Below are 26,548 nucleotides of genomic sequence, written 5' to 3'. Positions count from 1 at the left end.
AATCGAAAGAAGGTCGGAAGTCAAACTTTTTATAAAAATAATAGGAAATCCATTTCTCTTGTGTTTCAAGTCCAATACAAGTACATCCGTTTTTAAAATCTAAAAAATTGTAATCAACAGCCTCTTATTCTTTTTTCTTAGCTGGTTTCAAACGACGTTTGATCTTCCAGATGCTTGCTCCCATAGCAGGCAAGGTAAAGGTCAAAGTATGCTCGTAATCTTTCCATAAGCCTTCTTGAGTCTGAACTGTTTGATTGTGCTCTTTCCACACACCTCCCCATTCTTCTAATTCTGTATTCCAAACTTCTTCGTAAATACCTGCAACAGGTAAACCAATCGTAAAGTCTTTACGTTCAACCGGTGCCATATTAAAGACACAGACTAACATTTCGTCCTTCTTGCCCTTACGAATAAAGGAAAGAACACTCTGATCTCTATTATCAGCATCGATAATCTCAATACCATCATAACTAGTATCAATTTCCCAAAGACAATGATGCTCTTTATAGAATTGATTTAGTTGAGAAGTGAAATGCTTCATCTTCGCATTCATCGGATCTTCTAGATTAGACCATTCCAACTGTTCCTCAGACTTCCATTCTAAGAATTGCCCGTACTCACTGCCCATAAAGAGCAATTTCTTACCTGGGTGGCAAATTTGATAGGTGTAAAGATTGCGCAAACCGGCAAATTGGTTATAGCGATCTCCCCACATCTTATGCATCATACTCTTCTTGCCATGAACCACTTCATCATGTGAGAAAGGTAAGAGATAGTTTTCATTGAAAACATACATAAAGCTGAAGGTCACAAGATTAAAATCATACTTGCGATAAATTGGATCTTCCTCGTAGAAACGGAGAATATCGTTCATCCAGCCCATATTCCATTTATAGTCAAAGCCAAGACCACCCATTTCTTTCATGCCAGTAATCTTTGTTGCTGATGAACTTTCTTCTGCAATCATCATGATATCTGGATGAGCTAACTTAATCACTGTGTTTAAACGTTGAAGGAAATAATAACCTTCATAGTTAAGGTTTCCACCGTCTTTGTTTGGAGTCCAAGGAGCATTATCATAATCTAGGTAAAGCATATTGCTCACTGCATCGACCCGAATACCATCTAAGTGGTAAAAATCAATCCAAAATTTAATACTTGAAATCAAGAAAGACTGGACCTCATTTTTCCCGAGGTCAAAATTCAGCGCACCCCATCCATAGTTGTGAGCCTTGTTGTGATCTTGGTATTCAAAAGTTGGTGTGCCGTCATAATATGCTAATGCATCATCATTAATAGTGAAATGGCCTGGCACCCAGTCTACGATAACACCGATATTATTTATATGACACTCTTCAACGAAATCTTGGAATTCCTCAGGTCTGCCATAGGAATGTTCAAAAGCAAAGTAACCCATAAGCTGATAGCCCCAGCTCAAGCCAAGTGGGTGAGCCATTAATGGCATGAACTCAATATGTGTATAGTTCATCTCAACTAAGTATGGAATCAACTCGTCTTTCAGTTGCGAAAAAGTATAGGGACTACCGTCTGGATTTCTCTTCCAAGATCCTGCATGGGCCTCGTATATATTAACTGGTCTCTCGAAAAATCCCAAACGTTTGCGACGTGCTAGCCAAAGACCATCTTTCCATTTCTTTTCACGGATATTGGTCAGAACTGCTCCTGTACCCGGTCTAGCTTCAAAATAAACTGCCAACGGATCAATCTTCATAATCTGGTGACCATTTGCACGCGTGATATGATATTTATAAATCTGACCTTCCTGAGGCTGACTAGTAAAGACTTCCCAAACACCTGCTTCATTACGAACCATAGGAATTTGATTCTCGACCCAATTAGTAAAATCCCCAACTAGATGAACTGCTTGTGCATTTGGTGCCCAAACCCTAAAAGTATAGCCAATTTCTCCGTTTTTCTCCTCTCTATGTGCTCCTAAATAATGCTGGAGGTGAAAGTTTTCACCTGTAGTAAAGGTTCTTAATGCTTCTTGATTATTCATTCGATCCCCTCTCTTTTGTAAGCGTTTTCTATAATTCTATTATACACTCTTTTAAGATAACTTTCAAGTAATTTACGAAGAAAATCATATTTTTTTATGAAAGTCTTCAAAAAATTACCGATCATTTTAAAAAAGATATCCCGAAAATAGAATACGAAACAATTTCCATATATTTTTTTATTATAATACCAGAATATTCGTTTTTTAACAATTTTAAACTGTATTTTTTTGAAAAAAATAAAATCAGGAAATCGATTTCCTGATTTTATAGATTATTTCACATCAAATACAATGGATTTAACATTTGTCATCGCTTCGATACTATATTTAATTCCTTGCACTCCTGCTCCAGAACCTTTTACACCAAGGAATGGGAAATTATCTGGTCCGCGTTGTGTTTTATTATTAATATGAACGGTTCCCACTTCAAGTTTCTCAGCGATTTCAAATGCCTTCTTAAAGTTATTTGTAAAGACAGAGGATTGAAGACCAAACTCAGATTCATTGGCAATTGCTACTGCTTCATTCGCATCTGCGACACGGATAATTGGTAGAACAGGGCCAAACGGCTCTTCCCATGCTACTTTCATATCTTTTGTAACTTGGTCAAAAAGCACTGGCCATAGAAGATTGCCTTCACGCTTGATTGGTGTAAGAGCCCTAGCGCCTTTTTCCTGAGCATCTTCAATCAATCCCCAGATGAAGTCGGCTGAAGCATTGTCAATAACAGGTGTGATATCAGCATTGTCAAATGGATCACCGACTGTTAGCTTAGCGACTTTAGCCTGGAGCAATTCGGCTAACTTGTCTGCTACGCTTTCTACAACTAAGACACGTTTGATAGCGGTACAGCGCTGACCAGAGTAGCTAAATGCACCACCTACGATTTGATTGGCTGCATTTTCCAAATCTGCATCTTCTAAAACGATTGCTGCATCTTTCCCGCCAAGCTCCAGCATAACTGGACGCATACCAGCTAAACGACCGATACGCTCCCCAATCGGTGTTGAACCTGTAAAGTTAATGAAGTTCACTTCCTTGTGTTCGATGATGTAGTCTCCGATCTCAGAACCACGTCCAGTGATGGTGTTAAAGACGCCTGCTGGAATTCCGGCTTCGTCAAATGCTTTAGCTAGCAAGAGACCAGAAATAGATCCTTGTGTTGGTGGCTTAAACATAACGACATTCCCTGCAATCAAAGCCGGAGCAATCTTGGATCCAGAAAGGTTGACTGGGTAGTTAAATGGCGCGATAGCTAAGACAACTCCAACTGGCTCACGACGGACAACGGCTAGTTTGTTTTTACTTGTAGCTTCAAAACCGCCACCTTCCATTGCTTGTCCAGTAATACGGAGACCTTCCTCAGCAGCAAAACGGATCACATCTGCTGTACGTACTACTTCTCCAATGGCTGCTTTAATCCCTTTTGCAATCTCTTTGGCAAGAATTGTACCAATTTTTTCTTTATCACGTTCCAAAATATCTGCTGTCTTATGTAAATAGGCTGCACGCTCAACGGGTGCTAAATCACGCCACGCAGGGAGAGCTGCACGCGCAGCTTTCATAGCCTCATCTACTTCAGCCTGACTCATAGCTGGTACTGTGCCTAGTTTTTCTTGATTGATAGGAGAATAGATCGTAATCTCGTTCTCTGATAATTTCCATTTTCCATTCACTAAATTCTGATAATTTGTCAAATTCTCTTCCTCCTGAAAATGATTAAAACTTATTTTATCAAATTTTCAGAAAATTACAACCCTTCTTGTGCAAATATTGATATTTTTTCACAAACTTGACTCTTCAAATTATTTGAATTTTATTCCTATTAGATATTGGTTTTTCAATAAAAATCAAAAAAGGCCTAGTTAATCTAAACCTTTTTAGAATATTAATTTACGAGAGTACCTTTAAGACCACGACACTGGTATCATCAATCACATTTGATTCTTTAGAACGACTATTAGACACAAGCATTTCAAGATTTCCTGCATTCTCAAAGTAGAAGGAAGTTCCCTTCGCATTAAAGACTACCAATAAGTGCTCTGGTCCACCGTGAATTTCGTAAACAATCCACCCACTATTTTCAGCAGCTGTATGGACGAAGACATGGCGATAGACTTCTTCGTATGTAGGATAAGAGAAGGCACTGGTCTGTGTTTTTAGGCGAATAATCTGACGGATAAATTCAATGCTCTCTTGTCTCTCATTGATTAAATCCCAGTTGACTTGGTTGACACTATCTGGAGCATTGTAACTATTCATAGCCCGTTCTCTATCTGCCGCAGTCAGCTCGCCATTTTCTCCAGTAGCAAGGAGTTTAGTGCGGCCAAATTCTTGCCCCAACTCTATAAAGGACATCCCTTGCATGAGGATGCTCATCGCTGTTGCTGTCTCAAATTGGCGCATAATCTTATCTAAACTGTGATCTGGATGAAGGGTCACCAACAAATCATGCAAGTTGTAATTATCATGGGCTTCCACATAGTTAAGGACTTGGTTTGGGCTAAGATATGAGCCCAACTCTCGACTACCAAGAATAGCTTTGGCTACAATCGGTTCTGTAGCAGCACCACTAACAAATCCTGCCTTGATTGAGCCATAAACTTCTCCTCCTTTGATGGCATCTCGCTGATCATCGTTGAAAAAGCCAATATTTGGCATCTGATAGGCATTGTCCTTCTTGGCCTTGTCATAAGGTGCAAGACCTGTCCCCATATCCCAACCTTCTCCATAAGTGAGAATACGCGGGTCAACTTCATCAAGTGCCCAACGAATTGCCTGCATGGTTTTAACATCGTGAATTCCCATCAAGTCGAAACGAAAACCGTCAATATTGTATTCTTTCACCCAATAAAGAAGTGAGTCAATCATATACTTGCGGTACATTTCGTGTTCGCTTGCGGTTTCATTTCCAACACCTGTGCCGTTTTGGAAGGTTCCATCTGGATTCATACGATAGTAATAATCAGGAACAGTTGTTTGAAAAGGAGCATCAACCGTTGAGAAGGTATGGTTGTAAACGACATCCATAATGACACCGATTCCTGCATCATGATAAGCCTGAATCATGGTTTTGAGATCTCGAATAACTTGTCCAGGATCATCTGGATTGCTAGAGAAACTCGTTTCTGGAGCATTGTAGTTTTGAGGGTCATACCCCCAGTTATATGTTACATTTCCGTCCTTATCATATTCCTTATGGCGATCAAAGATTGGTTGAAGCTGAACATAATTACAGCCGAGCGCTTTGATATAGTCAAAGGCGGTTTCTTGGCCAAATTGGTTAGTCGTTCCTGTCTGGGCAGCCCCAAGGAAGGTCCCTCGAAGGTTTTCTGGAACTCCAGATGTCGGTGATTTTGTAAAATCACGAATGTGCATCTCACAGATAACTGCTTTACATGGATTTTCCAAACGCCAAGGAGCATCTGTCCCATGTTTAACTTTGAATCCTTCTACCTGTCTATCTTGCTGAGAGAGAATGACGGAACGTTTCCCGTCAGGGCTTGTAGCGATGGTGTAAGGATCTCGTGTCAAAGTCTGGTGGTGAGGAAACTCAATCTGATACTGATAAGCTTTACCGGTAAGATTTTCATCCAGGCCTACACTCCAAACACCAATGGTATTGTACTTATGGCTGTATGAATAGCTATTCCCACGCTCAAGATTAAAGGTTTTCCAAACCGGCGCGTCGTTGCTTGTATTTTCATAAACGACCACTTGGACAGCTGTAGCGGTTGGAGCCCAGAGTTTAAAGCTTGTCTGGTAGTCTGAGATACTGTAACCTAACTCTCCTTGGTATCCCCAATGATGATCAAAACTTTCACTGTGCAAGGCTTTATCAAAAGCAAACGGGTTTTGATCTTTATAGTAAGGACTTGCAATGGCTGGATTTTCAGAATAATAGACTGTCTCATCACCATCCAAAATCCAAACCTCGGTCAACAGTGGATAATGGTTAAACCGTAGGAGATAGTCTTTTGCTTTTCCATCTATTTCAACAGAAAAGGTCAGAGTATCGAGCCTTTCTGCACTTGTAACTGTAAAGGAGAATTTTGCTCCAAAATAGTCATTTTCATAATACAAATTTTCTTTAAAATCTGCCTGTTTTCTACTGAATGAACAAGCATCATAATCCCCATTTTTTCGGTGAAAATGGATGACTACTGGGTATCTATACATTTCTTTTCCTAATTCCTAATTTCAATTTTAATTTTTTAAGTCATGCTGAAGAATTTAGCGGGAAATTCAGCACAATATAGAATAGCATTACATTAATAGATATAAAAACACATCAGGAGAGATAGTTCCAGACTATCTAACATCTAGTTTTCGACTATTCTTCACAAACTTTCTAGCCAGGCTTCATCTCGAACCTCGATACCAAGTTCTTCCGCTTTTTGGAGCTTGCTTCCTGCATCTGCTCCTGCTACGACAAGATTCGTTTTCTTAGATACACTGCCTGTAACTTTGGCACCCAGACTTTCGAGTTTACTTTTGGCTTCTGAGCGTGTGAGCCGTTCCAATTTTCCAGTTAATACAACGGTCAAACCTGACAAGGCTGCATCTTCTACTACTGTCTGTCCTTTGTAGTCCAGATTTACTCCAGCTTCTTTCAACTCGTCTAAGAGAATCTTCGATCCTTCTGTAGCAAAATAAGTCTGAAGGTTTTGAGCAATCACACTACCCAAGCTCTCGATACTTGCTACTTCCTCTGGGTCTGCTTGGGCTAGATTTTCAATAGAGTGAAAGTGTTGGAGCAAGAGCTGACTTGCTTTGCTTCCGACATGGCGAATTCCCAAACCGAATAAAAGCTTTTCAGCAGAGTTTTCCTTGGATGCTTGAATGGCCTGATACAGTTTAGAAGCAGACTTTTCCTTGACGCCTTCTAAAAGGAGGAAATCGTCTTCTTTCAAACGGTAAATATCCGCCACATCCTTAACTAGATTAGCAGCAAAAAGCTTTTCAACGATAGATGGACCAAGTCCTGTAATATTCATGGCATCTCGAGAGGCAAAGTGAATCAAACCTTCCATGATTTGGGCAGGGCATCGTGGATTGATACAACGAAGAGCCACTTCATCTTCAAAATGAAGCAAGTGACTGTCACAACTTGGACAATTAGTCGGAATATCTAGTTTTTCTTCAGAAACACGCTTAGACTCTACCACACGCAAAACAGCAGGAATAATGTCTCCAGCCTTATAAACGATAACCGTATCATCTTTGCGGATATCTTTTTCAGCAATATAATCTACATTGTGCAGTGTTGCACGGCTAACAGTGGTCCCAGCAAGCTGAACAGGTGTTAGATTTGCAGTCGGAGTCACAACACCCGTACGGCCTACCGTCCAGTCAACTGAAAGGAGCTGGGCTTCTTTTTCTTCAGCGGGAAATTTATAGGCGACTGCCCACTTGGGTGCTTTAACGGTAAAACCGAGCTCTTCTTGACCTGCTAGATCATTGACCTTGATCACCACCCCATCAATGTCATAAGGTAAATTATCCCGTTCTTGTCCTACTTCTTGGATAAAATTCCATATCTCATCTATGCTTTCAGCCAATATTCGTTTAGGATTAACTACAAAGCCAAGCTGTTCAAGATGCTTCAAGACTTTTTCTTGGCTATCACGAGTAGAAGGACTTGCTTCTTGATAGAGAAACGTTGCAAGATTACGCTTGGCCACTACTGCCGTATCCAGCTGACGCAAAGTTCCAGCCGCTGCATTACGAGGATTGGCAAATTCAGGCTCCCCATTTTCTTGGCGAGCTTGGTTGACCTGGTCAAACGAAGCGCGTGGCATGTAACACTCTCCACGAACAGTGATATCAAGTTCTTCTGGCAAAATCAAAGGAATGTCCTTGACGCGCTTGAGATTTTCGGTGATATTTTCACCAACAGAACCATCCCCACGTGTGGCACCAACAACCAAAATCCCCTTTTCATACGTAAGCGATATAGACAAACCATCGATTTTCAATTCACAGATATAGGTCGGTTGGGGCAATTCCTTTAGAACACGCGCATCAAAAGCTTCTAACTCTTCACGTGAAAAAGCATCCTGCAAACTATAAAGAGGATACTGATGACTGTATTTTTCAAAACCGTCTAAAACCTTACCACCAACACGATGGGTCGGACTGTCCGCTAAAACTTGATCTGGATAGGCAGCTTCCAATTCGACCAACTCTCGGTAGAGGCGATCATACTCGCTATCTGACACCGAGGGATTATCACTTGTATAGTACTCGGTTGCATAGCGATTGAGCAAGGTAACTAACTCATTCATTCTTTCATTCATAAAACTATTCTACCATAAATCAAGCCCTCCTCACAATAGAGAAGGGCTGAAAAATAGTTAATAGTGAAATATTTTCTAAAAAAGAGAAATTATAACTCTTTTTCAAAATGACTTCGTACATAAATGAAGGATAGACAAGATAGGGTGACAACACCACTTCCAATGATCAGGAATGAAGAGAGTTGAACACTTGGAAGCACCGTCATAAAGCCTTTTGCAACCGGCATAAAGAGAATGGCTAAGGTAAAAATAGTACTCAATACCCTGCCCAAGTATTCCCCCTCAACCTTGGTTTGCACCTGAGTAAAAAAGTGAATATTAAAAATCGTCATAAACAGTTCACAAACTAAATTTCCAGAAAAGGAAAGAAAAGTTGGCAGTGGTAATCCCATCATAGAAACTCCAACTCCAGTCAAAGCCAATAGAATCAAAAGATTATAAACACTTGCCTTTATTTTACTAGCTAGAAGAGCTCCGATAATCGAACCAATAGCGCCCATAGTCAAAATACTCGCATAGGCCCCTTCTACCCCATAAAGACGATTTGAAAAGGGGAGGAGAAATTCAAAAGCTGCAAAAAAGAAATTAACACTGGAAGCCACTAACAAAAGGAAAAAGATCTCTTGCTGGCGCCAGATATAGTCAAGTCCTTCTTTCATATCAGAAAAAATATTTTTCCAGCAGAAAGTCCTTTTCACTTGTTCCTGAGTCTCTTTTTTGGGAAGTAAAGCTACTAAGGTAAATGCAATGAAAAAACTAATGGCATCTAAAACGAGCGTCATATGGAGACTGGCGAATTGTAAAACGAGGAAAGAAAGTACAGGGGAGCTAACACCTACAACCTGCAAAACGAGCTCTAAGCGAGCATTATAGGTCACAATCTCGTCTTTCTCTACAACCTCAGTTATAATGGCTTTATTGGCTGTACGAGAAAATGCAAAGGCAACTGCCTGAACAATATTGGCAAAAATCAAGGCAGCAATCATCAAGCTATCATTTCTGATGAAAGAAATCGCTAAACAGAGAAGTCCGCAAATCAAGTCTGTCGTCATCAAAATTTTGCGACGCGAAAAGCGGTCTGAAATCACTCCGCCAAAGGGATTGACCAGAATCGATGTAACCAACTCAGAAATTTGATAAATTCCAAGAACAGTCTGTCCTATCGTCCCCATTGATGCTAACCAAACACTATTTCCATAATCATAGAGCATATTCCCTACCTTATTAATAGCCCCACGACTAATCAACTGGATTGCATGTCGATTCATATAAAAAGCTCCTCTCAAATTTTGAAACTATTGTATCAAAACTGAAAGGAGTCTCTTTATTTTTCCCTTATTTGGGAAATTTAAGGATTTACAAATTTTTCATAATGTTCCTGATAATAAGCCACTTGCTCTGGAAGTCCAAGCACTTCAAAAATATGCATAGCTTCCTGCATCTGGTTACAACCTTCTTCTTTCTGACCTCTCTGGTAGAGGGAAAATCCCTTGATATAATGGAAGATATTACGCTCATAAAGCTTGATACCATTTCCAATCAGCTTCTCTACATAACCTTCGAAATAGTCCGCATCCGTAAAGGAACGGTTCTCCAAACAATGCTGGTAACAGTTAAGAGCTAATATCAGAACAAGTTTTCGATGGCGACCAATTTCTTTGTAGTACTCTTCTCGTTCCATGACTTCTCTACCAATCCGAGATACATAGTCCACATTGTAGAAAGTATAGAGATTACCAAAAAGAATCAACTCATACATGGTCCATTCTTCCGTTTTGAAGAGATAATCTGCCACCTTATCCAAATCACTCTGTTCCATACTGTAACTAGCATCTCTCTGGCAAATAAGGCCTTGTAGCAGAATCCAATTCAGCTCAAAATAGAGGGGATTGGTCGAACTCTTGGCTTTCTGTAGTTGTTCTTTTTGAAGTTGTTGAAAACCTGCAATATCATTTGAGTAGTAAAGCGGAATAATCTTAGCCATCAAGGCAACATGTTCATGATTTTGAAAATCCCTAGCCTTGTCCATAAAATTTTCAACAGTCACATGAATATTATCCAAAATCTCAAAGAAACGGGAAACTGCTAGATCAGACTCCCCAAGCTCGAAGCGAGATAACTGAGAGGTTGAACATGATTCACCTGCCGCCTCTTTTAAGGAGTACTTCCCACTAGTTCGAAATTCACGAAATACTTTTCCAAGATGTTCCATCTCTACACCTGCTCCGATAATTCTTCCCACTCAAGCATAGCTTCTTCCTGACGATGGCTGATTTTGTCCAGTTCAGTCTGCAATTCCATGAGCTTTTCGGCATCGTTGGTTTCCAGCATCTGTTCAGAAATGGCTTGACTTTGAGTTTCTAACTCTTCAATTTCAGCTTCCAAACTCTCGATTTGTCGCATGAGCTTACGGGCTTCTTTTTGACTTTCTTTCTGGGCTTGATAATCATTGGCTGGACTTGCTTCTTTTGCTTGATTGCTAGTTGAAGCTTCCTCAGTTTGAATCATTTCTACTTCTGCTTTCTTATCAACATAGTAGTCATAATCTCCAAGATAGAGGGTCGAACCATTCTCAGATAATTCCAAAACATGAGTGGCTACACGATTGATAAAGTAACGGTCGTGGCTGACAAACAACAAGGTTCCGTCAAAGTCAATCAAGGCATTTTCCAACACTTCCCTGCTATCAATATCCAAGTGGTTGGTCGGCTCGTCAAGAATCAGGAAGTTATTGTTTTCCATTGAAAGTTTTGCAAGAAGCAAACGAGCTTTCTCGCCCCCAGACAGCATGCCTACTGATTTCTTAACATCATCACCAGAGAAGAGGAAGGCACCAAGGCGGTTGCGAATTTCAACTTCTGGAGTCAGTTTAAAATCATTCCAAAGTTCGTCTAGAACCGTATTACTTGCTGTCAGCTTACTTTGAGTCTGATCATAGTAACCAACCTCAACATTGGCCCCAAAACGCTTCTCTCCCTTGATAAAGGGGATCTGGTCCACAATAGACTTGATAAAGGTTGATTTGCCAATACCATTTGGTCCGACAATCGCAACAGCATTCATCTTACGAAGGTCTAGGTTGATAGGTTCTGACAGTATTTCCCCATCATAGCCAATAGCTGCATTTTCAACAGTCAGGACAACATTGCCTGATGTTTTTTCCGACTGGAAGGTCATGTTGGCTGATTTCTTGCCAGCTTCAGGCTTGTCCAAACGCTCCATTTTTTCTAGTTGTTTACGGCGAGATTGAGCACGTTTGGTCGTTGAGGCTCGGACTAGATTGCGATTGACAAAGTCTTCTAGAGCCGCGATTTCCTTCTGTTGCTTTTCATAGTTTTTTGCCTCAGTAGCTAGCTTTCGCTCCTTTAACTCAACAAAGCGAGAGTAATTGCCCACATAACGATCTAAGGAATGCTTAGTCAAATCGAGTGTAACCGTCGCAACCTTATCCAAAAAGTAACGGTCGTGACTGACAATAATGAGGGCGCCGCTATAGTTCACCAAGTAATTCTCTAGCCAGGCAATGGTTTCGATATCCAAGTGGTTGGTTGGCTCGTCCAATATTAAGAGATTGGGCTTTTCAAGGAGCATTTGGGCAAGTGCTAGACGAGTATTTTGACCACCAGAAAGCTCGTCAATTTTCATCTGCCACATAGTCTCATCAAACTTGAAGCCATTCAAAATCGCTCGAATATCAGCTTCGTAGGTAAAGCCACCAGCCTGTCGAAAATTCTCTGATAAACGATCATAATCTGCCATCAATTTATCCAAATCTTCACCAGATTTTTCACCCATCTCCAACTCCATCTGACGCAGTTGTGTCTCTGTCCGACGCAAGTCATCAAAGACGTGAAGCATTTCATCATAAATGGTATTTTCAGACTCAAAACGGCTATCTTGGGCTAGGTAAGACAGAGAAATATCTTTTTTCTTGTTGATTTCTCCACTAGTTGGCTCCTCTTCCCCAACCAAAATCTTTAAAAGAGTAGACTTACCCGCTCCATTTTTTCCAACGAGGGCAATTCTGTCTTGTTCATCCACTTGCAGGTTGATATGTTCAAAGAGAACCTCTCCAGCAAAAGATCGTTCAATTTTATTGGCTTGTAAAATAATCATACATCTATTTTACTATCTTTTTCTCTTTTGCACAATTGCAATGAAAAAAGTTTGAGTCATAAACCCGAACTATTCATCTTCTTTTTCATTAGAAAGCGTATTGGGCTATTCTTCTACAATGAAATAAAAGTAAATTTCCTACATTTTAAGTTATGCTAACGTTTTACTAAAATATCAAATCGTGATATAATGAAAGCGATTAAAGGAATTTATGAAAAAAGGAGATACTCTATGACTTACCAAGAAAATTATCAAAAATGGGTTGATTTTGCCGACCTTCCCGACTATCTTCGTCAAGATTTAGAAAACATGGACGAAAAAACAAAAGAAGATGCTTTCTACACCAATCTTGAATTTGGTACTGCAGGTATGCGTGGCTTGATCGGTGCAGGTACAAACCGCATCAACATCTATGTTGTTCGTCAAGCAACTGAAGGTTTGGCTCGTTTGATTGAGTCCAAAGGTGGAAATGAAAAAGAACGTGGTGTTGCGATTGCCTATGATAGCCGTCACTTCTCACCTGAGTTTGCCTTTGAATCTGCTGCAGTTCTTGCTAAACACGGTATCAAATCTTACGTATTTGAAAGCCTTCGTCCAACTCCAGAACTCTCATTTGCAGTTCGTCACCTCAACTGTTTCGCAGGTATCATGATTACTGCCAGCCATAACCCTGCTCCATTTAACGGTTACAAGGTTTACGGTGAAGACGGTGGGCAAATGCCTCCTCACGATGCAGATGCTTTGACGACTTACATTCGTGCAATCAAAAACCCATTTACAGTTGAAGTTGCTGATGTGGAAGCTGAAAAAGCTTCTGGCTTGATTGAAGTTATCGGGGAAGCTGTTGATGCAGAATACCTCAAAGAAGTTAAAGATGTAAACATCAACCCAGCTTTAATTGAAGAATTCGGTAAAGACATGAAGATTGTCTACACACCACTTCATGGTACTGGTGAAATGTTGGCCCGTCGTGCTCTTGCTCAAGCAGGATTTGACTCAGTTCAAGTCGTTGAAGCTCAAGCAACTCCAGATCCAGATTTCTCAACTGTTAAATCTCCAAACCCAGAAAACCAAGCAGCCTTTGCACTTGCTGAAGAACTCGGCCGTCAAGTTGGTGCTGATGTTCTTGTGGCGACTGACCCAGACGCTGACCGTGTTGGTGTTGAAGTGCTTCAAAAAGATGGGAGCTACCTCAACCTTTCAGGTAACCAAATCGGTGCTATCATGGCTAAATACATCTTGGAAGCTCATAAGAGTGCTGGAACTCTTCCTGAAAATGCTGCTCTCTGCAAATCCATCGTATCAACTGACTTGGTAACGAAGATTGCTGAAAGCTACGGCGCAACCATGTTCAATGTTTTGACTGGTTTCAAATTCATCGCAGAGAAAATCCAAGAATTTGAAGAAAAACACAATCACACTTACATGATGGGATTTGAAGAAAGCTTCGGTTACTTGATTAAACCATTCGTACGTGATAAAGACGCCATCCAAGCCGTTCTAGTCGTGGCTGAACTTGCCGCCTACTACCGTTCACGTGGTTTGACACTTGCTGATGGTATCGAAGAAATCTACAAAGAATACGGCTACTACGCTGAAAAAACCATCTCTGTTACCCTTTCTGGTGTCGATGGTGCAGAACAAATCAAAGCAATCATGGCTAAATTCCGTAACAATGCTCCGAAAGAATGGAACGCAACAGCTATCACTGTTGTAGAAGACTTCAAAGCACAAACTGCTACTGCTACAGATGGTACTGTGACAACTTTGACTACTCCTCCAAGTGATGTGTTGAAATATACACTTGCTGACGGTTCATGGATTGCAGTTCGCCCTTCAGGTACAGAACCAAAAATCAAGTTCTACATTGCCGTTGTGGGTGAAAACAACGAAGATTCACAAGCTAAGATTGCTAACATCGAAGCGGAAATCAATGCGTTTGTGAAATAACACTCTATAAAGATGAGATAAACTAGTCTCATCTTTTTTTCGTATCAAATCTAAGCAATTTTAGGAACTTTGTGGCATACTAGACATATCAATGAAAGCGAGGTAAACTCATGGAACAATTTTTAGAAAATATTAAAGATCTTGAAGTCACAACTGTTGCCCGTGCTCAAGAAGCACTTGATAATAAAGAAACTGCAACCTTCTTTATTGGTCGCAAAACTTGCCCTTACTGCCGTAAATTTGCAGGTACATTGGCAGGTGTCGTAGCTGAAACCAAAGCCCACATCTACTTCATCAACAGTGAAGAACCAAGCCAACTCAATGATTTGCAAGATTTCCGTTCACGTTATGGAATCCCAACCGTACCAGGATTTGTTCACATTTCAGATGGCCAGATCAAGGTCCGTTGCGACTCTTCCATGTCAGCAGAAGAAATCAAAGAATTTGCAGGATTGTAAAAAACCACTCGACGAGTGGTTTTTGTATGGTCTAAATTACTTTTTTTCAAGCAAGTTTTGTATCATTCCATGCAGTTCTTCTATCTTCTCAGATTGTTTCTCTAGTAGTAGTCTCTGACTGGATAATTCATCTTGTAGTTTTTCAAATTGTATCTGATTATCTTGATTATCCTTTACAAAAAAATTCGTCAAGGCACTTGTTAACATCCCTATTGTTCCAATACCGATAAGCATCAGTAACACTGCTAACCACTTCCCAAAAATGGAAGTAGGAACAATATCTCCGTAACCAACAGTCGTTACCGTTACAAGCGCCCACCAAAGACTATCTGAGAAAGATTTTTCTTCAACAACTGATAAAATTGAACTCCCTACCAGTACAATAAAGGAATTGAGATAGAAAATATAAAGTAAGCCATTTGTTCGTAAGAGTTTGCTAACCTTCTTTTCCAACTTGCCAGTCAAGCCAACGATTCTTAAAAGACGAGTGAGTTTCAGTAATTTTGTCAGTCTTGCTAAGCGGAAGACACGCCCTAATCGAAATACTGTAAAAATAGCATTTAAAGGAAGGATAGCTAACAAGTCAAATATATTTTCAAAGATAAATCGCCATTTTCCTTGACTTGAAAAGAAGCGCCAACCATAATCTACCACAAAAACAAACCAAATCACTAAATCAATGATGCTGTAGGGAGGATTGTCCAAATCAATCATTTCCGCAAATCCAAGCAAGACCAGAACAACCGATATCAGTGCCAGAATGATAATCGTTGTATCATAGTAATCTCTAAATAACCATTTTTTCTTCACAATATTACTCCTATATATTTTTAATCATTATACCACACTAAATCTCTGATAAATACATAAGAAAAGAAGGCACTCGCCTTCTTTTTTATATATCTGTCAATGGTGTTGCAGTATCTGGGGAAGTGTCGTAAACTTTAAAGTCTAATCCTACTCCCAGATCAGCTTGTGCTAGCTGGTTGACCATAGTCATATGAGCCAGCTCCTTGATATTGTTCTCTTTGGACAAATGCCCGAGGTAGATTTTCTTGGTTCGATTTCCCATTGCACGAATCATGGCCTCAGCGCCATCCTCGTTAGAGAGGTGACCAAGATCCGATAGGATTCGCTGTTTGAGACGCCAAGCGTAAGATCCTGCTCGCAAAATTTCCACATCGTGGTTGGACTCGATGAGATAACCGTCCGCATTCTCGACAATTCCTGCCATACGGTCACTGACGTAACCTGTATCGGTCAGCATAACAAAACTTTTGTCATCTTTCATAAAGCGATAAAACTGTGGTGCTGCCGCATCGTGGCTGACCCCAAAGCTCTCAATGTCGATATCGCCAAAGGTTTTGGTTTTACCCATTTCAAAAATATGCTTCTGTGATGAATCCACTTTACCGAGGTACTTGCTATTTTCCATAGCCTGCCAAGTCTTTTCATTGGCGTAAAGGTCCATACCATATTTGCGAGCCAATACACCAACTCCATGAATATGATCTGAATGTTCATGCGTAATCAAAATAGCATCCAAATCTTCTGGCTTACGATTGATTTCGCTCAAAAGACTGGTGATTTTCTTACCAGACAAGCCTGCATCCACTAAGATTTTCTTTTTTGGAGTTTCCAGATAAAAGGAATTTCCACTGGAACCTGATGCTAAAATACTGTATTTAAAGCCTTTTTCACTCATTCTAGTCTTCTATTTCGTCCTCCCATATTTCTTCTTTTACGGCATCCTTATCATAAGGGAGCACTATGGTAAAGGTTGAGCCCTTACCGTATTCGCTTTTTGCCCAAATAAAACCATTGTGTTGTTTGATGATTTCTTTCGCGATAGCCAGACCCAAACCAGTCCCACCTTGAGCACGACTTCTTGCGCGATCCACACGGTAAAAGCGGTCAAAAATCTTAGGCAAATCTTGTTTTGGAATCCCAAGACCCTGGTCAGAAATTGATAAAATCATCTGGTCATCCGTGGTTTTCATGCTAACCGTAATCTTCCCACCATCTGGCGAGTACTTGATAGCATTGTTGAGAATATTATCAATCACCTGGGTCATCTTATCCGTATCAATCTCAATCCAAACTGAAGTTATTGGATAATCTCTTACTAGCTCATATTTTTTCTCTTCATCTTGATTTCTCATCTTATCAAAACGGTTGAGGATGAAGGTGATGAAGGCTGTAAAGTTAATCAACTCTACATCCAGTTTACTAGTCGCATTGTCAATACGAGAGAGATGCAAGAGATCTGTCACCATACGCATCATACGGTTGGTTTCATCGAGTGAAACCTTGATAAAATCAGGGGCGACAGGATCATACAGAGCTCCTTCATCCAAGGCTTCAAGATACGATTTAACACTGGTCAAAGGAGTCCGCAACTCATGACTGACGTTCGAAACAAAGAGTCTCCGCTCACGCTCTTCCTTCTCTTGCTCGGTTGTATCATGTAAAACAGCAACCAAACCAGAGATGAACCCAGACTCGCGACGGACAAGGGCAAAACGTACACGAAGGCTCAAATATTCACCATTGGCATCCTGGGAGTCAATCGTCAACTCAGGAATCTGCGTAATCAGGTCACGCAACTCATACTCATCTTCTATCTTAAGCAATTCGAGAATGCTTTTATTCAGAACATCTTCTTTCTGCACACCGAGCTGTTTCTTGGCCATATCGTTGATCATAGTAATCTGGCCACGGCGATTGGTCGCAAGGACACCATCTGTCATATAAGAGAGAATGCTATGCAACCTTTTACTCTCTTGTTCCAGATTTTCTTGGGTCAAACGAATAACTTCTGACAAATCATTCAGATTATTGGTGATGTTGGTGATCTCTGTACTACCTTGCAAGTCCAAAACTTGAGAATAATCACCTGCAATTAAATCCTTGACCTTCTGATTTATCTCTTTTAACCGGATGTTATCGCGACGGTTTTCCAGCAAGAGCAAGGTCACCACTAGGATAAAGCCAAGTAAAATCAGGATAAAGATAAAATCACTGGTCAGAATAGTTTGTCTAATATCTTCAATCATTATTTTTCATATAGTAGCCAACACCACGACGTGTGAGGATATACTCTGGACGGCTTGGTGTGTCTTCAATTTTCTCACGCAAACGTCGGATAGTCACGTCCACCGTACGAACATCACCAAAATAGTCATACCCCCAGACAGTCTCAAGCAAGTGTTCACGCGTAATCACTTGTCCAATATGAGAGGCCAAGTGATACAAGAGTTCAAACTCACGGTGGGTCAAATCTAATTCCTCACCATATTTCTTAGCCACGTAAGCATCTGGAACGATTTCCAAATCACCAATTTGTAAGGGCTGCGTCTTCTTCTCATCAGACTCTTGGCTATCCACAGAAACTAGGTCTGTACGACGAAGCAGAGCCTTGACACGTGCTTGCAACTCACGGTTTGAGAAAGGTTTTGTAACATAATCATCTGCACCTAACTCTAAACCAATAACCTTGTCAAACTCGCTATCCTTAGCTGATAGCATGATAATCGGCACGCTACTAGTCTTACGAATAGCTTTAGCAACTTCTAAACCATCAATTTCAGGGAGCATCAAGTCTAGAATAATAATATCTGGTTGCTCTGCTTCAAATAGCTCAATTGCTTCACGACCATTGAAGGCTGTGACAACCTCATAACCTTCCTTGGCCATATTAAACTTAATAATATCTGAGATTGGTTTCTCATCATCTACAATTAATATTTTTTTCATTTTATCACCTTTTCTCTATCTATTATAACAAAAAAATGCAAAGAAGGCACAAATGGCTACTATAAGCCTTCATCTTTGAGAGTTGCTTTATAAGCCTGCCAAATTTTTTGTTGAGGTTTAGCAAGTGGATAATCAGAAAACTCCTGAGGAGAAACCCAGCGAATTTCTCTGTCAGAAAACTGTTTCGAATCTGTCACTTGACCTGCTAGGATTTGAATATGCCATTTCCGATGACTAAATACATGCTTTACCTGGTCAAATACTTGCTGGGACCAATTCACTTCTAAATCATAATCCTGCTCAAAGTTTTCTTGAGGGCTTGGTCCAAAAGCTCTGCTTTCCTCTTTGACTTGAGAAAAGAGATCTAGTTGATTATCATCGCTGTAGAAATCCTCAACTTCAATCAGTGGGAAATGCCAAAAACCGGCTAGTAGTTTCTCACTTTCATTTTTCTCAAGAAGATATTGACCACGGTCATTGCGCACAACCAAAGCCTTGAGATAGATTGGGAGAGGCTTTTTCTTGGGTTCTTTAATCGGATATACATCCATGGTCCCATTCTGATAGGCTGCGCTAAATTCCTTAACAGGGCTTTCTTCTGGTCTAGGATTAACTGGGGCCTCTATGTCGGACCCTAAATCCATCAGAGCTTGGTTAAAGTCTCCTGGTCGTCTCGGGTCAATCAAGATTTCCATAATAGCTTGGAAAATCTTGCGATTGCTGGGAACTCCGATATCATAATTTACCTCAAACAAGCGCGCTAAAACTCGCATGACATTGCCATCAACTGCTGGCTCGGGTAAATTAAAAGCGATACTGGAAATTGCTCCCGCAGTATAGGGGCCAATCCCTTTCAGGCCAGAAATTCCTTCATGGGTGTTTGGGAATTGACCACCAAAGTCAGATATAATCTGCTGAGCTGCAGCCTGCATATTGCGTACTCGAGAATAATAGCCCAATCCCTCCCAAGCCTTCAGCAGACGCTCTTCAGGGGCATTCGCCAGACTTTCAACAGTTGGAAACCAGTCCAAGAATCGTTCATAATAGGGAATAACTGTATCCACCCTGGTCTGCTGGAGCATGATTTCAGATACCCAGATGTGATAAGGATTTTTACTTCTCCGCCAAGGTAAATCTCTTTTGTTTTCATCATACCAGTTGAGGAGTTTCTCACGAAAAGAAATGATCTTCTCCTCCGGCCACATGACGATACCGTATTTTTTCAAATCTAACATATATCTAGTATAACATAGAAGCTTCTAGCTGTCCTTTTCTCAGTACTAAAAAGCCTCTTTCCATGGGAAAGAGGACTAAATCTTATTGATGAACTGCTTGAGCTGCTGTGATAAGGGTCAACTTGTAAACATCATCGGCATTACATCCACGAGAAAGGTCGTTAACCGGTTTGTTCAAACCTTGTAGAACTGGACCTACAGCCGCGAAGCCACCAAGACGTTCTGCAATCTTGTAGCCAATATTTCCTGCTTCGATACCAGGGAAGATAAAGACAGTTGCTTGCCCAGCAACGTTACTTCCTGGAGCTTTCAATGCTGCAGTTTCAGGGTGGAAGGCTGCATCAAATTGCAACTCACCATCAATCTCAAGGTCTGGACGCAAATCATGAGCGATTTTAGTCGCTTCTACGACCTTATCAACACTTGCACCAAATCCTGAACCTTTAGTAGAATAGCTTAGCATAGCAATTTTAGGCTCAATACCAAACATCTTAGCTGTGATTGCTGAATTGATCGCAATTTCAGCCAAGGCTTCTGCATCTGGATTGATATTGATAGCACAGTCCCCAAATAGGTACCGTTCCGTACCACGTACCATAAGGAAGGCACCTGAAGTACGAGTAACATTTGGACGCGTTTTGATAATTTGAAGGGCCGGGCGAACTGTTGAAGCGGTTGAATGAATCGCACCAGATACCATACCGTCAACCAAGCCCAAGTAGACTAGCATCACACCAAAGTAGTTGACATCTTCAACCAAAACTTTGCGCGCTTCTTCTTCAGTCATTTTGCCCTTACGACGCTCTACTAAAGCAGCAACCATTTCTTCAAATTGAGGATAGTGTTGGGGATCAATTACTTCATAACCATCCATGATCCCTTCTATTTCAAGATAAATTTTGATTTTTTCTGGGTTTCCAAGCAAAACAGGAATTACTTCTGTTTCTTTTACCAAGCGTTTTGTTGCTTGAAGAATACGTGGCTCTTCCCCTTCAGGGAGAACGATACGAGCATTTTTGCCAACCAGGTTGGCTTTAAGATTTTCAAAAACTTCCATGAGTTTTCTCCTTTAAGAAAATAAATTATACTCCAAATAGTGTTTAAAGAGTATTAGTTGATAACTGAGTAATAAGATTGCTGAAATCATCCGGTAAGGGATTTTCTAGTTGCAAATCTTGCTCTAGAAAAGGATGGTAAAAAGATAAATAATGACAATGCAGAGCCTGACGTTGAATCCCATCGTCTAAGCTTCCTCCATAGAGATCGTCTCCCAACAAAGGAAAACCAATATGAGAAAAATGCACTCGGATCTGATGAGTTCGTCCAGTATGCAGGCGAATATCGACTAGGTGAATATTTCCATAAGACGCTACAACTTTGTAAGATGTATGAGCGTATTTCCCACCTTTGGCAACCCGTCTCGTGATAATGGAGTCTTCATCACGCGCAATCGGGGCGATAATTTCCCCTTCAGGCTCCAAAACACCAGCTCCTTTAACCAAAGCAAAGTAGCGTTTCTCGATAGACTTTCGTTGCAACTGCTTGTCTAAACGTGCATGAGCGTAGCCGTGCTTGGCAAAAAGCATCAAACCAGAAGTATCTCTATCAAGCCTAGTCACGATGTGAACCTGCTGGTTTTCATATTCTTGCTTAACATAGTAGCCCTTGATAAAATTCGCAATGGTATTAGAATGATTGACACTGGGGATGGAAGCTACTCCATAAGGTTTATTCAAAACCAGAAAATGGTCATCCTCATAGAGAATATCCAGTGGCCGCTCAATTGCTTCCAACGTTTCAAAGCCTTCCTCCGCTGGAATATCAATGGTCACCCTGTCTCCAACATCTAAGAGATAAGTTGCATTTTGAGGTTGACCATTGACCAGAATAGCCCCACCTCGAAACTTAATCTTAGCCAAAAGTCCCTTGGAAACCTCATGTTTCTTGAGGAAAGTTTTGACTTTGACGTGCTCATCTGCGATAAATTCGAACCTCATTCATCCACCTCGCCAATGAAGGCATCTTTGACACGATTCCAGAAACTAGTGTGGCTTGGAGTCGCTACGAAGTGAATCTTGTGATGGTCGATTTGATACTCAATCCGTTCGATATTACGGAATGAATAGACGCTGTTATCGACTGATATGGTGTGGTAATCATTGCGTGTTGGTAAGAGCTCAATCTTATCTTTTTTGGGAATAATGATTGATGATCCCAGAGTGCGATAGACTCGGTTGTTAAGACTCGCTATCTCCGTCAACTGCAAGGCTTCAATGGTAGGATGCAAGACAGCTCCACCCAAGGACTTGTTGTAGGCAGTACTTCCCGTCGGCGTTGAAACAGTCACTCCATCTCCACGAAATCGCTCGAACGGAACGTGGTTAATGATGATATCCGCAACCATGGTGCGATCTGATCGACGGATGCTCGCTTCATTTAAAGCTCGGAAGATTTTCACTTCTCCATTTTCAAGCGTTACCTTGACATTCAAAACTGGATAAGAAACCTTGGCGCCAGTGTCTAGCAGAAGATTAGTCACCAACTGATCCAACTCAAAATCACGATAATCTGTGTAAAATCCCAAATGCCCTGTATGAACACCTACGAATCGAACTTTGTCTAACTGATTCTCATACTTGTGAAAGGCAGACAAAAGCATCCCATCGCCACCAATCGAAATCACGATGTCGGGATTGGTATCGTTCAGTATAAAATGTTGTTTCTTTAGTTTTTCCCTCAGCTCATGCAAAACCTTCTGACTCTGCGGCTTTCTATTTGCTATGAGGTCAACTCGTTTACCTGTATTCTTCATCTGTATCGTCACTATTTCCTACACCATCGTTTAGTTTTCTGCTCAATGGATCAAAGAGAGCCTGCGCTTCCTGTATATCGTCACGAATCTTACCCATTTCTTCATCCAGTTGATAAGCTATTTTCGCTGTAATTTCCAGTCTTTTCCTGATTTCTTCTGGAAAATCGCCCTGGTATTTATAATTGAGCGAGTGTTCAATCGTAGCCCAGAAATTCATGGCTAACGTCCGTATTTGAATTTCCGCCAAAATCGTCTTAGCCCCGTTGATCGTATCAACCGTGTACTCAACAACCACGTGATAAGAACGATAACCTGAAGCCTTACGATGAGTGATATAGTCTCGTTCCTGAACGATTCTCATATCTTGGCGTTTACGTAGAATCTCAACCACTTCTTTAACGTCATCAACAAACTGAACCATGACACGTAAACCAGCAATATCTTGCAGATCATGTTCTAGATTTGCATAAGTAATTCCTCGACGAGCCATCTTCTCTTTGATACTTTCAATCGGTTTGACACGACCCGTTACAAACTCAATCGGAGAATGCTTGTTTTGCTTACGATACTGTTTGCGAATTCCTCGAAGTTTAATCTTCAATTCACCAACAGCCTGAATGTAAGGATCTAAAAATTCTTCCCATTCTATGGTCATACTTTCTCCCTTGTAATGTTTGATTGCTCTGTCGAAAATCTTTGATTTTTTCAGTACATTCGTATACAATAAATACATTGTCCATTATACCATAAATCGCTTTCAAAGATATAGAAAAGGTTGAAAAAATGAAACATTTAGAAATAGAATTGAAAACACTTCTGAAAAAAGAGGACTATGATCATCTAAAAAAGCAGTTTTCCCATATCCAACCCGTCCTTCAGAAAAACTACTACATTGACACACCAGATTTCCAATTGCGTGAAAAGAAGGTTGCCATGCGCATTCGCACTTTTGCAGATTGGGCGGAATTGACCTTGAAAGTACCTCAAACTGTAGGAAATATGGAATACAATCAGAAACTAACTCTTCCAGAAGCTGAATCATATCTAGAAAAACTAAAACTACCTCAAGGGCTCGTTCTAGAGAAGCTCGCTAAGATTGGCATCGAAAGCCATGATTGGCTTGTTTTAGGCTGCCTTTCGACTCTTCGTTATGAAACGAAAACAGAAATTGGCTTAATGGCCTTAGATGAAAGTCACTACTTTGACCAAACGGACTATGAACTCGAGCTTGAAGTCACAGACCATGAAAAAGGGAAAGCCGATTTTCGGAAATTTTTAGATGAAAATCACATAACTTATCAGAAAGCTCCATCAAAATTAATTCGTTTTATTAAAAGCATGAAAAAAAGCTGAAATAATCTCCTTTTTTTGGTAGAATAGAAAAGATAAAAATAAAAGAATCTTGCTTTGAAAAACAAAACTTTCTCAAAGGAGATTCACAAAGTTTACAGAGGACGGTCTATAATGTCAGATAGAAACAACATGAAACTTTTCACCCTAAACTCTAACCCAGAAATCGCTCAAAAGATTGCGGATACAGTTGGTGTACCTCTCGGGAAATTATCCTCTCGTCAATTTTCTGATGGTGAAATCCAGGTCAACATCGAAGAAAGTGTTCGTGGTTACGATGTTTACATCATCCAGTCAACCAGCTACCCCGTTAGCAACCACTTGATGGAATTATTAATCATGGTTGATGCTTGTGTTCGTGCAAGTGCTCATAGTATCAACGTTGTCCTTCCTTACTTTGGTTATGCTCGTCAGGATCGTATCGCTTCTTCTCGCGAACCCCTCACTGCAAAATTGGTTGCCAATATGCTTGTCAAGGCTGGTGTAAGCCGTGTTCTAACGCTTGACCTCCACGCTGTTCAGGTCCAAGGTTTCTTTGACATTCCTGTAGACAATCTTTATACTGTTCCTCTATTTGCTAAGCACTACTGTGATAAAGGACTTCTTGGCTCTGATGTTGTTGTTGTTAGTCCAAAGAACTCTGGTGTTAAACGTGCTCGTAGTTTGGCTGAATACCTTGATGCCCCTATCGCTATCATTGACTACGCCCAAGACGATTCTAATCGTAACGAAGGCTATATCATTGGGGATGTCAAAGGCAAGAAGGCTATCTTAATTGACGATATTCTAAATACTGGTCGTACTTTCTCTGAAGCAGCCAAAATCGTTGAACGTGAAGGCGCAACTGAGATTTATGCAGTTTCTAGTCACGGTTTATTTGTTGAAGGTGCAGCAGACCTCCTTGATGCTACAAACATCAAAGAAATCCTTGTGACAGATTCAGTAGCAACTAAAGAAAGAACTCCTGAAAATGTATGCTACATTACTGCTAGCGAGTTAATCGGAGATGCTATCGTCCGCATCCATGAAAGAAAACCAGTTAGCCCACTCTTTGCATATAATAAAAAGGAATAAGGTGATTCTTTGATTTATTTGGACAATGCTGCAACGACTCCTATGTCAGCAGTTGCTATTTCAGAAATGACCAAGGTCATGCAAGAAACCCATGGTAATCCTTCTAGTATTCATAGTCATGGTCGACAGGCTGGCAAGCTCTTGCGAGAAGCCCGTCAGGAACTAGCCCAGTTATTGGGGACAAAATCTCAACATATCTTTTTCACATCTGGTGGTACAGAAAGCAACAATACAGCTATTATCGGCTATTGTCTCCGTCATCAAAAAAATGGAAAACATATCATCACGACAGCTATTGAACACCATTCTGTGCTTGAGACTATCGATTATCTGGTGCAACATTTTGGTTTTGAAGCGAGTATCATCCAACCAGTAAATCAAGAAATAACTGCCCAGCAAATTCAAGAAGCTTTACGTGACGATACCATTCTCGTTTCCACTATGTATGCTAATAATGAAACGGGCAGTCTCTTACCTATCGCTGAGATTGGACGTGTTTTAAAAGAGCATCCTGCGGCTTATCATGTAGATGCTGTTCAAGCTATCGGGAAACTTCCTATCCATCCTGAGGAATTGGGAATTGATTTCCTCAGCGCTTCTGCCCACAAATTCCATGGACCAAAAGGAGTCGGCTTTCTTTATGCTTCTTCCGCGGACTTTGATTCCTACCTTCACGGTGGAGACCAAGAACAAAAAAAACGAGCTGGAACAGAAAATCTTGCTGCCATTGTAGGCATGGTCGCTGCTCTCAAAGAGGACTTAGAGCAGCAAGCTGAACATTACCAAAAACTAGAGGGATTAAAATCTGCTTTTCTAGATGAGATTGCAGATCTAGAATACTATCTCAATGAAAGCAACCACCAGCTTCCTTATGTTATCAACATTGGCTTTCCTGGTCAAAAAAATGATTTGCTCTTACTCCAGTTAGACCTTGAAGGAATTTCAATTTCTACCGGTTCGGCTTGTACTGCTGGTGTCGTGCAAACCAGTCATGTACTTGAAGCTCTTTATGGGCCTGATTCTCATCGTTTAACAGAATCTGTCCGTATCAGTCTGTCTCCACTTAATACCGAGGAAGAACTGAAACAACTCGCACAAACCTTAAAAAATATTATTGGAGATTAATCTAATGGCATTCGAAAAAACCATTAAACTACAAAACTGCCGCTACGACTATACACTTAGCCCATCTGTCAAAAAATTCACGCTCAAAGACAATACTTTCTTTGAAACAAAAGTTGGAAACTTCGAACTAACTCGTCTGCTTGAGAAAGTACCTAACAGCGGCGAAGGCTTCAACCTAAAAATCATCATCAATAAAGACCTTACAGGTGCTAAACTCAACATCACTGACAAATCTGGCCTTCGTTTGGTGAATATCTTTAAATCAGAAGACCATCATATTCACCAAGAGAAATTCTACTTCCTCATGGACAGCCTTGTAGAACGCGGAATCTTCACAAAAGAAGAAAGATAAT

At 40.6% G+C, this 26,548-nt stretch carries 22 protein-coding genes; 6 read left to right on the top strand and 16 right to left on the bottom strand.

Annotation, left to right across the window (positions count from 1 at the left end; translation table 11 throughout):
• Positions 1 to 124: 124 nt before the first annotated feature.
• From glgB to ACIY14_RS01135, 7 genes are all read right to left on the bottom strand, one after another.
• A complete protein-coding gene (glgB, locus tag ACIY14_RS01165; protein WP_409001247.1) occupies positions 125 to 2,020 on the bottom strand; it encodes a 1,4-alpha-glucan branching protein GlgB in 1,896 nt (631 codons plus the stop codon).
• Positions 2,021 to 2,292: 272 nt separating this feature from the next.
• Positions 2,293 to 3,717, bottom strand: a complete 1,425-nt coding sequence (locus tag ACIY14_RS01160; RefSeq protein WP_409001246.1) for an NADP-dependent glyceraldehyde-3-phosphate dehydrogenase — start codon at positions 3,715 to 3,717, stop codon at positions 2,293 to 2,295.
• A gap of 196 nt (positions 3,718 to 3,913) precedes the next feature.
• Positions 3,914 to 6,199: a type I pullulanase gene (gene pulA, locus ACIY14_RS01155; RefSeq protein ID WP_409001245.1), complete on the bottom strand. Its 2,286-nt coding sequence runs from the start codon at positions 6,197 to 6,199 to the stop codon at positions 3,914 to 3,916.
• Between the two features lie 161 nt (positions 6,200 to 6,360).
• The gene (ligA, locus tag ACIY14_RS01150) at positions 6,361 to 8,319 is read right to left on the bottom strand and encodes an NAD-dependent DNA ligase LigA (RefSeq protein WP_409001244.1); all 1,959 of its coding nucleotides are present in this window, start codon (positions 8,317 to 8,319) and stop codon (positions 6,361 to 6,363) included.
• An 89-nt stretch (positions 8,320 to 8,408) separates the two neighbouring features.
• Positions 8,409 to 9,587 (bottom strand): MFS transporter, encoded by a 1,179-nt coding sequence (locus ACIY14_RS01145; protein ID WP_409001243.1) that lies wholly within the window; start codon positions 9,585 to 9,587, stop codon positions 8,409 to 8,411.
• 80 nt (positions 9,588 to 9,667) lie between these two features.
• Positions 9,668 to 10,531, bottom strand: a complete 864-nt coding sequence (locus ACIY14_RS01140) for a MutR family transcriptional regulator (protein ID WP_409001286.1) — start codon at positions 10,529 to 10,531, stop codon at positions 9,668 to 9,670.
• Positions 10,532 to 10,533: 2 nt separating this feature from the next.
• The gene (locus ACIY14_RS01135; RefSeq protein WP_409001242.1) at positions 10,534 to 12,435 is read right to left on the bottom strand and encodes an ABC-F family ATP-binding cassette domain-containing protein; all 1,902 of its coding nucleotides are present in this window, start codon (positions 12,433 to 12,435) and stop codon (positions 10,534 to 10,536) included.
• Between the two features lie 231 nt (positions 12,436 to 12,666).
• Here ACIY14_RS01135 and ACIY14_RS01130 point away from each other — a divergent pair, with 231 nt between their 5' ends.
• On the top strand, positions 12,667 to 14,385 hold the full coding sequence (locus tag ACIY14_RS01130) for a phospho-sugar mutase (protein ID WP_409001241.1): 1,719 nt from the start codon (positions 12,667 to 12,669) through the stop codon (positions 14,383 to 14,385).
• 110 nt (positions 14,386 to 14,495) lie between these two features.
• Positions 14,496 to 14,843: a thioredoxin gene (locus ACIY14_RS01125; RefSeq protein ID WP_409001240.1), complete on the top strand. Its 348-nt coding sequence runs from the start codon at positions 14,496 to 14,498 to the stop codon at positions 14,841 to 14,843.
• A gap of 36 nt (positions 14,844 to 14,879) precedes the next feature.
• On the opposite strand, the gene ACIY14_RS01120 is transcribed toward ACIY14_RS01125, so the two are convergent.
• From ACIY14_RS01120 to ACIY14_RS01080, 9 genes are all read right to left on the bottom strand, one after another.
• Complete coding sequence (locus ACIY14_RS01120) at positions 14,880 to 15,653, bottom strand: potassium channel family protein (RefSeq protein WP_409001239.1); 774 nt, start codon at positions 15,651 to 15,653, stop codon at positions 14,880 to 14,882.
• 85 nt (positions 15,654 to 15,738) lie between these two features.
• Positions 15,739 to 16,548 (bottom strand): MBL fold metallo-hydrolase, encoded by an 810-nt coding sequence (locus ACIY14_RS01115; RefSeq protein WP_409001238.1) that lies wholly within the window; start codon positions 16,546 to 16,548, stop codon positions 15,739 to 15,741.
• A 1-nt stretch (position 16,549) separates the two neighbouring features.
• Positions 16,550 to 17,899, bottom strand: a complete 1,350-nt coding sequence (vicK, locus tag ACIY14_RS01110; protein ID WP_409001237.1) for a cell wall metabolism sensor histidine kinase VicK — start codon at positions 17,897 to 17,899, stop codon at positions 16,550 to 16,552.
• Complete coding sequence (gene yycF / locus ACIY14_RS01105; protein WP_409001236.1) at positions 17,892 to 18,599, bottom strand: response regulator YycF; 708 nt, start codon at positions 18,597 to 18,599, stop codon at positions 17,892 to 17,894. Before yycF ends, vicK begins: the two co-directional genes overlap by 8 nt.
• 59 nt (positions 18,600 to 18,658) lie before the next feature.
• Positions 18,659 to 19,834 (bottom strand): A/G-specific adenine glycosylase, encoded by a 1,176-nt coding sequence (gene mutY, locus ACIY14_RS01100; RefSeq protein WP_409001235.1) that lies wholly within the window; start codon positions 19,832 to 19,834, stop codon positions 18,659 to 18,661.
• A gap of 82 nt (positions 19,835 to 19,916) precedes the next feature.
• Entirely contained in the window at positions 19,917 to 20,891 is a 975-nt protein-coding gene (pta, locus tag ACIY14_RS01095; RefSeq protein WP_268720308.1) for a phosphate acetyltransferase, read from the bottom strand.
• A 43-nt stretch (positions 20,892 to 20,934) separates the two neighbouring features.
• A complete protein-coding gene (locus ACIY14_RS01090; protein WP_409001234.1) occupies positions 20,935 to 21,831 on the bottom strand; it encodes an RluA family pseudouridine synthase in 897 nt (298 codons plus the stop codon).
• The gene (locus ACIY14_RS01085; RefSeq protein WP_000799063.1) at positions 21,828 to 22,646 is read right to left on the bottom strand and encodes an NAD kinase; all 819 of its coding nucleotides are present in this window, start codon (positions 22,644 to 22,646) and stop codon (positions 21,828 to 21,830) included. Before ACIY14_RS01085 ends, ACIY14_RS01090 begins: the two co-directional genes overlap by 4 nt.
• Entirely contained in the window at positions 22,630 to 23,301 is a 672-nt protein-coding gene (locus ACIY14_RS01080) for a GTP pyrophosphokinase family protein (RefSeq protein ID WP_000151551.1), read from the bottom strand. The genes ACIY14_RS01085 and ACIY14_RS01080 overlap by 17 nt, the downstream gene beginning before the upstream one ends.
• 128 nt (positions 23,302 to 23,429) lie before the next feature.
• Between ACIY14_RS01080 and ACIY14_RS01075 the strand changes: the two genes are divergently transcribed.
• The 4 genes from ACIY14_RS01075 to ACIY14_RS01060 all read left to right on the top strand — a co-directional run bounded on the left by ACIY14_RS01075 (position 23,430) and on the right by ACIY14_RS01060 (position 26,547).
• Positions 23,430 to 23,999: a CYTH domain-containing protein gene (locus ACIY14_RS01075; protein WP_409001233.1), complete on the top strand. Its 570-nt coding sequence runs from the start codon at positions 23,430 to 23,432 to the stop codon at positions 23,997 to 23,999.
• 111 nt (positions 24,000 to 24,110) lie between these two features.
• Positions 24,111 to 25,070 (top strand): ribose-phosphate diphosphokinase, encoded by a 960-nt coding sequence (locus ACIY14_RS01070; RefSeq protein ID WP_409001232.1) that lies wholly within the window; start codon positions 24,111 to 24,113, stop codon positions 25,068 to 25,070.
• Positions 25,071 to 25,079: 9 nt separating this feature from the next.
• A complete protein-coding gene (locus ACIY14_RS01065; RefSeq protein ID WP_409001231.1) occupies positions 25,080 to 26,195 on the top strand; it encodes a cysteine desulfurase family protein in 1,116 nt (371 codons plus the stop codon).
• A gap of 4 nt (positions 26,196 to 26,199) precedes the next feature.
• On the top strand, positions 26,200 to 26,547 hold the full coding sequence (locus ACIY14_RS01060) for a DUF1831 domain-containing protein (RefSeq protein WP_000863519.1): 348 nt from the start codon (positions 26,200 to 26,202) through the stop codon (positions 26,545 to 26,547).
• The last annotated feature ends 1 nt before the right edge of the window (position 26,548 follow it).

Source organism: Streptococcus sp. ST16 (genome assembly GCF_046098135.1).
In the GTDB taxonomy this organism is placed as follows: Bacteria; Bacillota; Bacilli; order Lactobacillales; family Streptococcaceae; genus Streptococcus.
The sequence above is the reverse complement of the archived record's forward strand: the minus strand, read 5'-3'. Positions and strand labels throughout refer to the sequence as shown.

What these genes read in the sequence shown, in the direction of transcription:
- glgB (WP_409001247.1), bottom strand. Translation starts at nt 2,020, where the DNA reads ATGAATAATCAAGAAGCATTAAGAACCTTTACTACAGGTGAAAACTTT.
- pulA (WP_409001245.1), bottom strand. Translation starts at nt 6,199, where the DNA reads ATGTATAGATACCCAGTAGTCATCCATTTTCACCGAAAAAATGGGGAT.
- ligA (WP_409001244.1), bottom strand. Translation starts at nt 8,319, where the DNA reads ATGAATGAAAGAATGAATGAGTTAGTTACCTTGCTCAATCGCTATGCA.
- ACIY14_RS01145 (WP_409001243.1), bottom strand. Translation starts at nt 9,587, where the DNA reads ATGAATCGACATGCAATCCAGTTGATTAGTCGTGGGGCTATTAATAAG.
- ACIY14_RS01140 (WP_409001286.1), bottom strand. Translation starts at nt 10,531, where the DNA reads ATGGAACATCTTGGAAAAGTATTTCGTGAATTTCGAACTAGTGGGAAG.
- ACIY14_RS01135 (WP_409001242.1), bottom strand. Translation starts at nt 12,435, where the DNA reads ATGATTATTTTACAAGCCAATAAAATTGAACGATCTTTTGCTGGAGAG.
- ACIY14_RS01130 (WP_409001241.1), top strand. Translation starts at nt 12,667, where the DNA reads ATGACTTACCAAGAAAATTATCAAAAATGGGTTGATTTTGCCGACCTT.
- ACIY14_RS01125 (WP_409001240.1), top strand. Translation starts at nt 14,496, where the DNA reads ATGGAACAATTTTTAGAAAATATTAAAGATCTTGAAGTCACAACTGTT.
- ACIY14_RS01115 (WP_409001238.1), bottom strand. Translation starts at nt 16,548, where the DNA reads ATGAGTGAAAAAGGCTTTAAATACAGTATTTTAGCATCAGGTTCCAGT.
- vicK (WP_409001237.1), bottom strand. Translation starts at nt 17,899, where the DNA reads ATGATTGAAGATATTAGACAAACTATTCTGACCAGTGATTTTATCTTT.
- yycF (WP_409001236.1), bottom strand. Translation starts at nt 18,599, where the DNA reads ATGAAAAAAATATTAATTGTAGATGATGAGAAACCAATCTCAGATATT.
- mutY (WP_409001235.1), bottom strand. Translation starts at nt 19,834, where the DNA reads ATGTTAGATTTGAAAAAATACGGTATCGTCATGTGGCCGGAGGAGAAG.
- pta (WP_268720308.1), bottom strand. Translation starts at nt 20,891, where the DNA reads ATGGAAGTTTTTGAAAATCTTAAAGCCAACCTGGTTGGCAAAAATGCT.
- ACIY14_RS01090 (WP_409001234.1), bottom strand. Translation starts at nt 21,831, where the DNA reads ATGAGGTTCGAATTTATCGCAGATGAGCACGTCAAAGTCAAAACTTTC.
- ACIY14_RS01085 (WP_000799063.1), bottom strand. Translation starts at nt 22,646, where the DNA reads ATGAAGAATACAGGTAAACGAGTTGACCTCATAGCAAATAGAAAGCCG.
- ACIY14_RS01080 (WP_000151551.1), bottom strand. Translation starts at nt 23,301, where the DNA reads ATGACCATAGAATGGGAAGAATTTTTAGATCCTTACATTCAGGCTGTT.
- ACIY14_RS01075 (WP_409001233.1), top strand. Translation starts at nt 23,430, where the DNA reads ATGAAACATTTAGAAATAGAATTGAAAACACTTCTGAAAAAAGAGGAC.
- ACIY14_RS01070 (WP_409001232.1), top strand. Translation starts at nt 24,111, where the DNA reads ATGTCAGATAGAAACAACATGAAACTTTTCACCCTAAACTCTAACCCA.
- ACIY14_RS01060 (WP_000863519.1), top strand. Translation starts at nt 26,200, where the DNA reads ATGGCATTCGAAAAAACCATTAAACTACAAAACTGCCGCTACGACTAT.